This is a genomic window from Virgibacillus oceani (assembly GCF_041521345.1).
In the GTDB taxonomy this organism is placed as follows: Bacteria; Bacillota; Bacilli; order Bacillales; family Amphibacillaceae; genus Virgibacillus_N; species Virgibacillus_N oceani_A.
Genome location: NZ_JBGOHB010000001.1, coordinates 192,717 through 204,713 on the forward strand (window position 1 = coordinate 192,717; position 11,997 = coordinate 204,713).

Consider the following 11,997-nt stretch of genomic DNA (forward strand, 5'->3'; position numbering starts at 1 on the left):
AGATACCTCCCAACTATAGTATGGGAAATAGACAAAAAAATAACCAGGATTCCTCCCGGCTGTTAAAAAGTTATATCAAATAGATAACAAAAGCTAACAATGATAAAAGTATTGCAATTGTATAAATCCAAATTTGAATAGGAATATTTGATTTTAATGAACTTTTTTCATAATCTAGGGACCGTTTTATTTCTTCCTGTGGTGTGTCCCCTTCTTCTTCGTACTTTTTTATTTTATTTTCCTCTTGTCTGAGCGCATAAAATGTAGCTAACAACGACACTATAAATAATATAACTAAGAATATTATCAGTCCCGTACTCATAAACACCTCTCCACAGTTATTATACCGATCAATTCATACTTTCTCCGTGATGAATATCACGCTTTAAAAGTATTAATTGTATTATCCTTTTTATCCGTTATAGGAAAAAGGCCACCTAACAATAGCCAGGCGGCCTTTTATTTTTCATCGGAAATCCCTTGTATCTTCCATGTAATCACTTAATAAACGATAACCAACTAAAGAAGCAATTACTAATAAAATACTGCAAAAAGTTCTATTTTTCATATATTTGACCTCCCGAATTTATTAACAGATTTGGCTTTGATCATGAAAACCAAACATCAATAAAAAATGATAGTTATGAATCTTAAAATGGACGGACTTTTCCTTTTTTAAGCACCAGTTTCGGCCCGCCCATAAGGTAAAGGGATCGGTTATCCACCACTTTTTTCATTGTTGCAGCACTTTTTCCGGAAAGTTTGTAATTGGATAATATATTTCCAATACCATCTGAAACCCCAAGGGAAGCAACAGTTCCTTTATCATCAAACACAAAATCTGTTAATGGCCCATTTGTAAGAAGAGCTTCCAAATTGGCTGCCACCACGTCTGCTTCCTGTACAGCTAACTGTGCAGTTGGCGGGTACGGGCGATCTGCTTCTTTGTTCCAAACCCAGGAACAATCCCCAACAACAAAAATATTTTCTTCGTCTTGCATACGCAGGTCAGCATTAACATTAACTTTCCCTTTAACGAGTTCAAATCCGGAGTTTCCAAGTACAGCACTTCCTTTTACACCACCAGTCCAGACAACAGTGCCTGCTTTGATTAATTCATTATCTTCTCCGACAACAAATCCTTCTGTTGTACATTCTGAGATTGGTGCTCCGATTCTGAATTCCACACCACGATCTTCCAGTGATTTCATCGCATAGCTTACAAGATCCTTATCGAACATAGGCAAAATGGATGGAGCTGCTTCCACGTTAATAATGCGTACTTTACTGCGGTCTACATCATATTTTTTGCAAAGCTCTGGTACTTTTTCAGCGAGTTCCCCAACAAATTCAATGCCAGTAAAGCCAGCACCGCCAACTAAGATGTCCAGGCTGTGATCCGGCGCATTCTTATCATTATTGTACTTTGCAAATTGATATTCGATATGTTCACTAATCAAACGGCTGGAATCAATGTCTTCAATGGCAAAAGCATGATCACCCATTCCCTTGATACCAAAATCATTGGATTCAAATCCTAAAGCTACTACTAAATAGTCATAAGTTAGTTCACTATTTTCCAATACAACGGTTTGATTATCTTTCTTGATTTCTGTCACTGTATCATAGATGAGGCGAACCCTGTTTGGGTTTACAATATCACTGATCATCACACGTGCCTGATTTGGATTAATCGTTCCTGCAGCCACTTCATGCAGCCAGGTTGATTCATAATGATAATTATGTTTGTTAACTAATACGATTTCTGCCTGGTCAGGGGTTAATTGTTTGGACAGGCGTCTTGCAGTGGTCAGTCCAGCATATCCTGCTCCCAGAATAACTATTTTTGGTTTGTTCAAACTCATAAAACTTCCACCTTCCTTTATTCTTCTAAGTATTAAGCGATCTAAAAAAATTAAGCTATTAGTTCAAGTAGATACACTTTTAACTATAATCTATCATAGTTATCATATCAAAGTTTTTTAAAATAGGCTAACGAACTTAATACTTTTGAGTGAAAATATTTGGAGACCGTATTTATTTGGCTGTTTTTGCATATTTTGTTGCTAATACATCCGTAACCCGAATACTCCGAGGGGTTGGTGTACTTCCTCGTGATCATCATGTTGCTAACTTATTCAGTACAACAGCAAATGTATTCGGTGCTGCGAGGAACCACTGTACCGTAGTCCCACTCCTCGCAAATAAAGACGCTAACGCACTCCGGGGACTTCACCGATGCCTTTTCGATGGGAAGAGAATATCTCGCAGTCCTCCCTTTAGAAAATAGCCATTTATTTATACAGGCCTTACCGTAATTTCGTTTACATTCACATAATCCGGCTGTGTCACGGCATAAATAACCGCTCTGGCGATATCCTCTGTGTGCAGCGGTTTTCGGTCACGTGAAGCCAGACTAGCTGCGTTACGCTCAGTTTCAACCATTCCCGGTGAAATATTCGTTACACGCACCCCCGTACGGGCCAGTTCTTTTTCCAGACCTTGTGAAATCGCGCGCACCGCAAACTTGGTTGCACTGTAAACGGTGCTTGTTTTGGTAACCTCAAAGCCAGACACAGATGCGGTATTTATAATATGCCCCGTGGCTCGCTGTATCATGTCTGGTAATACAGTATTAACTCCATGTAAGACACCTTTTATATTCACATCAACCATTTGCTCCCAATCGGTCACTTCACCATCTGTCACGCTGGATGAGAGCATCAAACCTGCGTTATTTACTAAAATATCAACTTGCCCAAATTCTTCCTTTGTTTTTGCAGCCATTTTTTGCACATCTGATTCGACAGCAACATCTGTGACTATGGCCAAAGCCTTTCCTTCACCTTTTTTATGTATTTCCTGTACGATTGCATCAAGTTTTTCTTTTCTCCTTGCTGCCAGAACAACATTTGCCCCTTCTTCAGCTAAACACTTAGCAATGGAAGCTCCTATTCCACTGCTGGCTCCAATTACAATTGCCGTTTTGCCTGTTAGTTTTTTCATTTGAGATTCTCCTGTCTATTATCAATTAATCATCATCTTCTGTGCTCTCTTTTTCTCCTTCATCTTCACTTTTTTCTTCCTCATCTTTCTCACTATCATCATTATCATTTCCTTCCCCGCTGCCGTCCTCGGTTTCGCTTTCACTGTCGCTTTCACTGTCGCTTTCATTGCTGTTTCCGCTTCCATCCTCATCATCATTCTCGCTTCTACTGTCGTTTTCGTTTGCCTTGTTGTCTCCGCTTCCGCTTTCCTCTCCGCTCCCATCATCTTCGCTTTTTTCTTCGCTGGTTCCGTTGTCACCCTCACTTCTATCATCAGCGCCATTGCCACTGCTACTTCTGTTTCTATTACTGCTTACGTCATTGCTGTTTTCCTCAGCTACAATCGGTTCTTCCACTTCTTCTTCCATGTTTATTTCCTCAATTTCTTCCTCAGCCTCTTCCCTCTGCACGATAAGCCAGTCTCTATCCTGAAGGATCAGTGCCCCAATTGTCACTTTTCTTTCTATGGAAGCAGGAGTTATTTTTTCTATTTCATTATCGGATAATAAAATTTCATCTCTTTCTTCTAAGTCATTCTTTGTCGTCTCATGGTCGATGGCGGCAAATTCATCGTATTTATCCCTATCTAATCCTGTCTGGTATATACCTGCTCCGACCACTGCGATAAACGCAAAAAGGGCGAGCACATTGATTAGCAAAAGTTTTTTATTCCCCATTAACCTGCACCTTCTTTATGTAACTAACTGACTGATTTTCTGGAATATTGTCATTTCCTATATTGTAAACTTTCCCAACTGCTCGTTCAACTATTAATATTTCTGAAACTCCAAAGAGCCATTATAAAAAATAATAGAAGCGAGGATCAATAACAATCCTTTTTTCTAATTCATTTGTAAATTGGTCTTGGTACATTTATAAAGTGAAAGCGATCTATAGACACAACAATTTGAACAATTGGCTGGATTCGCAGTACTATATGAATATGAGCCACATAATTGGTTCAGCCTATCTAAAGAGTCCTCATGTTATAGATGATACAAATTAAAGTATAAAGGGACGGCCTTTACCTTAACTAAGCAGGCGAACAATTTTATGAAAATAGCTTTTTAGTAAAACGCTTTCAGTAAAATATGATATAATTTTCATATTAAATAAATAAACAACAGGAAATTTTAGATAAAAAGGTGGGAAATTTCATGGCTCAAACAGAGGTTAGAGTAGTAAATGAACACGGGAAAGATGTTAAGCATAACGGGGCAGAAGTTGGAGAAATCATTGTTAAAGGCCAAGGGGTTGTTGACCAAAACAGCAGTTTGCCAGATTCTGTAGACAACTGGGTTCGAACTGGTGATATGGGGACGATCGATGAAAAAGGCAATATACATGTTGTAGAATCAAAAAAAGATATTACATCCAGTGAAACACCATTTTCATCCATAGAAATTGAAAATGTTCTACATGCTCATACTGCTGTGCAGGAAACAGTAATCATCCCTGTGCCTGATGAAACATTAGGGGAAGTAGTGCAAGCATTTGTCGTATTACACAAAGACCAATCGGCAACAGAACAGGAACTGATCGACTTCTGTTTGAAAAGAATAGATCCAGCTAAAGCTCCAAAAGAGATAACATTTATGGAAGAACTCCCCAAAACAGCGAGTGGCAAAATATTAAAAGCACAATTACGAGTCAACTCATAAATTCAAAGTTTCAAAAATTTTACCGTTGACAGCTGGAAGACATCCTGCGATAATAATCTGGGATATACTTCATACGGTTACCTTTAATCCAGTCCCGTGAGGCTGGCAAGGTGAAGCAGATGAGCATCTGCTGTAAATAAAAATATACTGGTTTATTCGCTTGCATATTTTTATTTAGAAAACACCTTGCCCAAAAAGCAAGGTGTTTTTTTATTATTTACCAGAACTTAGAAATTAGAAGCTATGGATAAATGGCAAGGGTCCTTAGCCACGTCCAGCTCCAGCACCCAGCGATAGCGGGGCTTTACGGTGGGACGAGGAACGACTGTACCGCAATCCCAGACTTCCTTCACCTCCGTACGATAAGTCAACATCGGCTAAGAAGTTTAAGGATGGCCGGCTAAAACCGGGCTTGAGCCCAACGCCGGCTTACCCCTATGAAGGGGCATGTTTTCTTTATCTCCTACGGAAGGATTGATCAGTTAAAACCGCCGCTTTGCGCGGCAACACTGATCCACCTGGCATGGCCAGGCGCAGTACGTACGTCGCTAACCGGTCGCTTCCACCTTTGTTCTGTTTAGTGGTAACCCTTTATGAAATCAACTTTAGGAGGAGAATATAATTGGCAAAATACACGGAAATCAAAGTCGATCAACGATTACCTTTACTACAAAGTTTACCACTAAGTTTTCAGCATTTATTTGCAATGTTTGGCTCTACTGTTTTAGTTCCTATTCTTTTTGGGGTTAACCCTGCAACCATTCTATTAATGAACGGGGTAGGGACGTTAATCTATCTATTTATTACAAAGGGAAAAATCCCGGCATACTTGGGTTCCAGTTTTGCATTTATTTCCCCAGTTTTTGTTGTCTTAGGTCAGTATGCCGGTGCAGAGGGATACAGTTATGCGCTGGGGGGCTTCCTTGTTGTTGGTATTGTATTAACGCTCGTTGGTCTGATTGTAAAAGTTGCCGGAACAAGATGGATTGATGTCGTATTTCCACCTGCAGCCATGGGCGCCATCGTTGCCGTTATCGGTCTAGAGCTTGTGCCGGTAGCAGCAGAAATGGCTGGTTTAATACCTGATGAAGAGGCTGGATCCGGCTGGGCCATGGACCCCAACACAGTGACGGTCGCTGTATTAACCTTGGCAATCACGATTATCTGCTGGGTAACCTTGCGCGGGTTCTTGAAAATCATCCCGATTTTAATCGGTATTGTTGCTGGTTACATCATTGCCTTTATGTTTGGATTAGTTGATTTTACAGCAGTGGAAGAAGCTGCATGGTTCTCTATGCCGGAATATTATCAAATGAAAATTGACTGGGCGGCCATTCTCGTCATTTTGCCTGCTGCATTGGTTTTAATCCCTGAGCATATCGGGCACTTATTCGTGACAAGTAATATCGTAAAAAAAGATTTGGCAAAAGATCCCGGGCTTGATCGTTCATTAATGGGGAACGGGATATCTACCATCATATCCAGTTTTGTCGGTTCCACGCCAAATACAACTTATGGTGAAAATATTGGGGTGCTCGCTATCACGAGAGTGTACTCCACCTGGATTATTGGAGGAGCAGCAGTGGTTGCCATTATTCTATCTTTTGTCGGAAAACTGGCTGCACTCATTTCCTCCATACCTACCGCAGTAATGGGCGGTATATCACTATTGCTTTTTGGTATTATTGCAGCGAGCGGAATCCGGATGCTCGTAGAAGCGAATGTGGATTATAACCGGTCACAGAACCTGATTCTGACTTCTGTCGTTTTAATTATAGGGATCAGCGGAGCAACCATTCAGATAGGTTCTGTGGAATTAACCGGAATGGGACTTGCCACTGTTGTAGCTATTATACTCAGTTTATTCTTTAAGGTCCTGGATGTACTAAAGTTATCCAATGAATAAAAAACACTTAGTCCGGACGATTAGCTGCTCTATGAAGTTAACGTCCGGATTTATTCTTAAACGACATTTCCCAGCTGTAATAGCTATTATCCTTATTTTTCCGATAGCTCAAATAAGCACTGAATTTCTTTCCTTTTTTGCTTGTCAGCCCTTTTACATAGGCTTTATTATTTTTTAATAGTTGCTTCACCATTGTTTTTGTTGGTTTTTTCCTTAAAGCAGCCAAATACTTATCATTCTTCCAGACAATAAAGTCACAGCCCTTTTTCCAATCTTTACAAGAAAAACCAATATAAGCATCCACAACAGCTTTCCCGCATTGCGGACACGCACCTAAAACCTCCTCTTCTTTCGGTGTGGAAGGAATTTCATTGATGATTCCTTGCTGGTCTTCTTTAATTTTTTCCACTGATTCATTTGTAAATGTAAAAATCTGCTGCAGAAATGTGCTTCTGCTTTCCGCTCCCTTTTGAATATCGGACAATGATTTTTCAAGACGGCCGGTAAACTCGAGGTCAAACAGATTTTTTACTGGAAAAGTTTCCACAAGCTTTCTGCCAAGGGCTGTACATTCCAGATTTTTCCCTTTTGCACTAATGTAGCCTACATCTTTAAGCTTCTTTATTGTTTCTGCCCTGGTGGCAGCAGTTCCAATACTAAAACCGGATAAAATACTTTCGATACTTTCTTCATTATCTTCTTTATAGCTTTTACCACACGTCTCCATTACTCGCAGCAATGTTCTCTCCGTATGGTTTTTTGGCGGTTTAGTTACATGGGAAGAAACCTCGGAATCTATGAGACTCACTTTGTCATTTTCTTTAACGAATGGCAGAATAACTTCTTTCGACTGGATATGCTCAACTTTTTTCCACCCTTCGATGAGCTGCACCCGTCCTTTCGATATAAATAGACCGCTATCTATGCCATTTACTTCTGTGCTTAGTTTTGTCTCTTCATATTCTGCTACAGGCATGAACTGCATAATAAAACGATTCTTAATTGCCGTGTAGACAATTTGTTCATCGCGTGAAAGCCGTTTTGGCTTTAAATAAGTAGGCGTAATTGCACTATGGCTTTCCACTTTCGCATTGTTAAATACCCGCTTTGTCTTCATAAATTTAATTTCATCTTTATATGGCAAATCTTCAGCGTGCGTTTTGAGCACTTTAGCTGTTTTTCCTGTCAAACTTTCTTCCAGCGCGGTACTTGCAGTTCTTGGATATGTAATCAATTTTTTTTCATAAAGGGATTGTGCTGCTTTTAGTACTTTATCCGATGTCCAGCCTTTATATTTATTTGTAATATACCCTTGCAGATTGGAAAGATTAAAAAGGAACGGCGGGAATTCCTTCTTTTTCTCTATTTGTTTTTCTGTTATGGTCCCTTGTTTTTGTTTGATTGCCTCCTGAATTTCTTCCAGCGTTTCTTTCTTTTTAAATTTTTCCTTTTTCTCTTCTGTATAGGTACCTTCATACACTTTTTCGTCCGCAGTTTGAAACGTTGCACTTAGTTTAAAATAATCTTCGGGAACAAATTTTTCTATTTCCTTATCACGATCATATATGATTTTGAGTGTTGGAAGGAGAACACGGCCAATATTAAGTGCTTTTCCCTTCCCTTTCTGATATTTTAATGTAGCAACAGAAGTCAAGTTAATTCCAATCAGCCAATCTGCCCATTGCCTGCTGATACCGGCGTCTCTTAGTGATTTCATTGCCTGGTTTGGTTTGATGGACGCAAGCCCTTTCATCACTTCAGCAGGTGTCCACTCATTTAACAATAATCGGTAAACAGGTTTCTTTTGTTTGCCTCCCCGGTAGATAATACTGTCCCCAATTAATTGCCCTTCCCGGTCATAATCACAGGCAGAGATAATACCTTCCACATCCGGCAGTTTAATTAATTGGTGTATAACTTTCATTTGTTTTGCAGCACCAGGATCAATTTGTCCCCTGTCCCTGGGATTACTTTTTATTTTATATTTAAATTCCTGAGGAATGAACGGGAAGTTATCCATTTTCCAGTGCAACATTTTATTGTCGTAATCTTTCGCGTCATAAAGCTCCACCAAATGCCCAAAAGCCCAGGTAATGATATAATCTTCACCTTCAAAATAACCGTCTTTTTTCGTTTTTATTTTCAAAGCATCAGCGATATTTTTTGCTACAGAGGGTTTTTCTGCGAGAATTAATTTCATACATGATCACCTTTTCTATTATAATGGAGTGTTTAACGCGAGGAGACAGAAGAAATAAGCGTAGTTTCATATATTTTACCACAACTTTAAATAAGAAACACAGAGTCAGCTCTCCACTTTTTTCACCAATCGAAACTAGAGAACTATCCCTATGTTTACAGTTTTTTTGAAAGCGGGTATACTGCGAAGCTCTGGATCACCAGTGATAATATAATTGCGCCAAAAGCTAATGAAATGAGCGTATCGTCGTCTTGCGCTGCTGTTTCCAGTCCTAAAAGCAACACGACCGAAACGGCGCCTTTTATCCCCGAGAAAGAAATTATTCCAACATCTTTTATCGAAAATTCACGTCTCCATGTAGGAATGAACTGGGTTATACCACTTAAAATAATAAATCGCACTATCAATGAAAATACAAAAATAATAGTGATAAGTATCCATTCTGAGAATAAAAGATAATCCATGGTCAAAATACCAATTAACAAGAACATAATGGAAAGAATAGATGGCTCTGCAACTTCCCAAAAACCATTCAATGCCTCATAAAAATGTTTTTCATCTTTAATATTTTTTCCGAATTCATATGAAAGCATTATACCGGCAGTAACTGTTGCCAAAACACCAGAAACACTAAGCAGTTCACCTAGATGAAAGCTGCCGTATGCAATAATAATACTGAGCATAACTTGATATTGCCAGCTTTCTGAATAGGAAACAGCTTTACTCATCACCCAGCCAAAAGTAAGCCCAATTAAAATTCCTCCAATCGAGACGACAAGGAATTCACCGAGAAATAACATGGGAGCAAAGCTTGTTTGATTGATTAACATCCCCAAAAGGACGGTATATAAAACAATACTTGTCCCGTCGTTTAATAAAGATTCCCCTTCTACAATATCTGCCAGTTTTTCATTATTTAATGATTTTTTCAGGATAGATACAACGGAAACCGGATCTGTCGGAGCAAGTATCGCGGCAATAAGCAAAGAAGCAACAAAAGAAATGTTAATAAAAATATTGCCGACTGCAAAAATGCCTGCTCCTAAAACGATAACATTTAATAACACCCCTAATGTCCCCAGACTGCCAATTATCCACTTCTCCTTGCGCAAAATATCAAGTGGAAATTGATAAGCCGAAACAAAAAGAACAGCAGGCAAAAACACAAGAAATATAATATCCTGAGTAATAGACATGTTTTCGAAATATGGAATAAATGATAAAACAATACCTAATCCCAGCAAGACCACTGGAACTGGAAAAAACTCCTGCTTCTTATCGATCGAATAAACGATATAGCCAATGACAATTAATAACAGAACCTGATAACTATCCAATAAAAATTCCTCCTCCCGCAGTTAAGTAAATTGAGTAGATAAAATGGAATCTTTTTCTGGCATGTAATACAACCTAAACACCATGTATATTATTACAACAAAAAAATCTAAATCTTTTTCCATGAAAGATTAATTGAATGGGATATTCCCCTGATTAAATATAACTAAACGAAATGGCCACAAATGATGGCAGAATAAAAAACAGGCTGCTTCAAAAATTGATCTGAAACAGCCTGCGCAAAGAAGGTAAGGCTTAATAAAATCTTACAACATAGTTACGAATTGTCGGCATCAGTTACTTTTGAGGCGCTGAAGGGGTTGAAATACTGCTTAATGCTTCTTCTGCCTCATCGTCATAGTGACTGTCCACTGCCATATCTTCAAGTGCAACCACACCAACAACTTGCCCATTTTCTACAACAGGCAAGCGGCGGACTTGTTGCTGAGACATTAATTCTGCTGCTTGTTCAACATTCATCTCAGGGGAACCTTGAACAACCTGTTGGGCTGTCATTACATCTGAAACTTTTGTTCCGGCAGCTTCGCCCTGAGCAGTTGAGCGGAGCGTGATGTCTCGGTCCGTGATGATACCTACCATTTCACCGTTATTATTAATTACTGGCATAGACCCAATATTAAATTCACTCATGATGGCCGCTGCTTCCTGGACTGATTGTGTTTCATTCACTGTATAAACATCTGATGTCATGATATTCCGTAATTGCTGGCTCATTAAAAAACCTCCCTTTCGTCTATAGGTTGGATGATGTTTTTTAAAATATGAAAGGTATTTTTTTCTTTCTTGCAGCCACCATTTTCCAGTTTATAAATGAATTGCTCCTGAGATAATTGGTAGAATAAAAAAAGAATGGAGGGATTTTATTGCGAAATAATAAAGATAAAAAAGAGCATAAAATACTCAATACAGAGGCTCCAGGTATAGATCCTGATGATTCTTTCGGCAATAAAGCAAATGAGAAAGAAGTAAAAAAAGGTGAATCCACCCGTGTAACGCGGCTTGTCTATGATGAATACGAGCAAACTGACGGATAAGAACGAAAGTGAAGAACGAAAGCATGGTTCTTCACTTTTATTTTCATTTAAATATCATAAATGGAATCAGCGTTTTTATAACGCAGCTTTTCTGATTTGACTTCAGCTTCTTTTTCAACTGTTTGACCTGAACGGGTTAGTCTGCTATTTTCCCGTTCTTGCTTAGATTTCTTATTTTTTTGCACATTACAGACCTCCTGACTATATGCTACTTCATGCTTACTTTGTCCAATTTGCTTGCGTTTCATTTATATTCTTTTCCATAATCGTAGATATATCGTGAAATCCAATTTTTTCATATAATGTTTTTGCTTTATTACCTGCATAAATGTTTAATTGTACGCGCTCGTACCCCAGCTTTTCAAACTGTACAAGCGCCTCTCTAAGTAACTTTTCTGCTATTCCCTGTTTTCGCCAAGTTGGGATGATAAAAAGCTCTGATATAAAACCGATCGGCTCATCGGTATTATAATCCATCCCATTGCTGAGACCGATCCATCCTTTGATTACTTCTTCTTCACTGCAAACAAGGTAATATCCTCCGTTTGATATAAAGCTTTCCGTATGCTGGATTGCTTTTGCTTTTTTCGGGGTAACGTATCCCATACTTGCTTCCTTCAACACAACAAGCGAGTGTTCAAGTATTTTTGCCGTCTCATTACTGGTAGCTTTTCGTATAGTCATATTCTCCCTCCACGATTCCCTGATTCAATAGTTTATGGAATGATGTTTAAATTAGTTACATGTACAGGTGGAGATTTACCTGCAGTAATGAACACCAGCCTTGAAAAAT

General features: G+C 38.9%; 12 protein-coding genes. 3 read left to right on the plus strand and 9 right to left on the minus strand.

The annotated features are described in order from the left end of the window. Nucleotides 1-70: 70 nt before the first annotated feature. The 4 genes from ACDX78_RS00975 to ACDX78_RS00990 form a co-directional block, all read right to left on the minus strand. Nucleotides 71-322: a hypothetical protein gene (locus ACDX78_RS00975; protein ID WP_486024579.1), complete on the minus strand. Its 252-nt coding sequence runs from the start codon at nucleotides 320-322 to the stop codon at nucleotides 71-73. 328 nt (nucleotides 323-650) lie between these two features. Then, nucleotides 651-1,865: an NAD(P)/FAD-dependent oxidoreductase gene (locus ACDX78_RS00980; RefSeq protein ID WP_486024581.1), complete on the minus strand. Its 1,215-nt coding sequence runs from the start codon at nucleotides 1,863-1,865 to the stop codon at nucleotides 651-653. Nucleotides 1,866-2,298: 433 nt separating this feature from the next. Next, the gene (locus ACDX78_RS00985) at nucleotides 2,299-3,006 is read right to left on the minus strand and encodes an SDR family oxidoreductase (RefSeq protein WP_486024583.1); all 708 of its coding nucleotides are present in this window, start codon (nucleotides 3,004-3,006) and stop codon (nucleotides 2,299-2,301) included. Nucleotides 3,007-3,031: 25 nt separating this feature from the next. Next, nucleotides 3,032-3,724, minus strand: coding sequence for a hypothetical protein (locus ACDX78_RS00990; RefSeq protein ID WP_486024584.1), 693 nt, complete (start codon nucleotides 3,722-3,724; stop codon nucleotides 3,032-3,034). A 480-nt stretch (nucleotides 3,725-4,204) separates the two neighbouring features. Here ACDX78_RS00990 and ACDX78_RS00995 point away from each other — a divergent pair, with 480 nt between their 5' ends. Together ACDX78_RS00995 and uraA are read left to right on the plus strand one after the other, a co-directional pair. Next, nucleotides 4,205-4,708 carry a class I adenylate-forming enzyme family protein gene (locus tag ACDX78_RS00995; protein ID WP_486024586.1) on the plus strand — a complete coding sequence of 168 codons (504 nt, stop codon included), beginning with the start codon at nucleotides 4,205-4,207 and terminating at the stop codon, nucleotides 4,706-4,708. Nucleotides 4,709-5,330: 622 nt separating this feature from the next. Continuing rightward, on the plus strand, nucleotides 5,331-6,614 hold the full coding sequence (gene uraA / locus ACDX78_RS01000) for a uracil permease (protein WP_486024588.1): 1,284 nt from the start codon (nucleotides 5,331-5,333) through the stop codon (nucleotides 6,612-6,614). Between the two features lie 37 nt (nucleotides 6,615-6,651). Here uraA and ACDX78_RS01005 read toward each other — a convergent pair whose 3' ends face one another. From ACDX78_RS01005 to ACDX78_RS01015, 3 genes are all read right to left on the minus strand, one after another. Next, a complete protein-coding gene (locus tag ACDX78_RS01005; RefSeq protein WP_486024589.1) occupies nucleotides 6,652-8,814 on the minus strand; it encodes a type IA DNA topoisomerase in 2,163 nt (720 codons plus the stop codon). 155 nt (nucleotides 8,815-8,969) lie between these two features. Next, nucleotides 8,970-10,151: a cation:proton antiporter gene (locus ACDX78_RS01010; protein ID WP_486024590.1), complete on the minus strand. Its 1,182-nt coding sequence runs from the start codon at nucleotides 10,149-10,151 to the stop codon at nucleotides 8,970-8,972. Nucleotides 10,152-10,446: 295 nt separating this feature from the next. Beyond that, nucleotides 10,447-10,884: a CBS domain-containing protein gene (locus tag ACDX78_RS01015; RefSeq protein ID WP_486024591.1), complete on the minus strand. Its 438-nt coding sequence runs from the start codon at nucleotides 10,882-10,884 to the stop codon at nucleotides 10,447-10,449. A 149-nt stretch (nucleotides 10,885-11,033) separates the two neighbouring features. Between ACDX78_RS01015 and ACDX78_RS01020 the strand changes: the two genes are divergently transcribed. Next, on the plus strand, nucleotides 11,034-11,204 hold the full coding sequence (locus ACDX78_RS01020) for a hypothetical protein (RefSeq protein ID WP_486024592.1): 171 nt from the start codon (nucleotides 11,034-11,036) through the stop codon (nucleotides 11,202-11,204). Nucleotides 11,205-11,251: 47 nt separating this feature from the next. On the opposite strand, the gene ACDX78_RS01025 is transcribed toward ACDX78_RS01020, so the two are convergent. Beyond that, complete coding sequence (locus ACDX78_RS01025; protein ID WP_486024593.1) at nucleotides 11,252-11,389, minus strand: hypothetical protein; 138 nt, start codon at nucleotides 11,387-11,389, stop codon at nucleotides 11,252-11,254. 34 nt (nucleotides 11,390-11,423) lie between these two features. Then, the gene (locus ACDX78_RS01030) at nucleotides 11,424-11,888 is read right to left on the minus strand and encodes a GNAT family N-acetyltransferase (protein WP_486024594.1); all 465 of its coding nucleotides are present in this window, start codon (nucleotides 11,886-11,888) and stop codon (nucleotides 11,424-11,426) included. Nucleotides 11,889-11,997: the final 109 nt, after the last annotated feature.

Coding starts and splice junctions, on each gene's coding strand:
- ACDX78_RS00975 (WP_486024579.1), bottom strand. CDS start 322: ATGAGTACGGGACTGATAATATTCTTAGTTATATTATTTATAGTGTCG.
- ACDX78_RS00980 (WP_486024581.1), bottom strand. CDS start 1,865: ATGAGTTTGAACAAACCAAAAATAGTTATTCTGGGAGCAGGATATGCT.
- ACDX78_RS00985 (WP_486024583.1), bottom strand. CDS start 3,006: ATGAAAAAACTAACAGGCAAAACGGCAATTGTAATTGGAGCCAGCAGT.
- ACDX78_RS00990 (WP_486024584.1), bottom strand. CDS start 3,724: ATGGGGAATAAAAAACTTTTGCTAATCAATGTGCTCGCCCTTTTTGCG.
- ACDX78_RS00995 (WP_486024586.1), top strand. CDS start 4,205: ATGGCTCAAACAGAGGTTAGAGTAGTAAATGAACACGGGAAAGATGTT.
- ACDX78_RS01005 (WP_486024589.1), bottom strand. CDS start 8,814: ATGAAATTAATTCTCGCAGAAAAACCCTCTGTAGCAAAAAATATCGCT.
- ACDX78_RS01015 (WP_486024591.1), bottom strand. CDS start 10,884: ATGAGCCAGCAATTACGGAATATCATGACATCAGATGTTTATACAGTG.
- ACDX78_RS01030 (WP_486024594.1), bottom strand. CDS start 11,888: ATGACTATACGAAAAGCTACCAGTAATGAGACGGCAAAAATACTTGAA.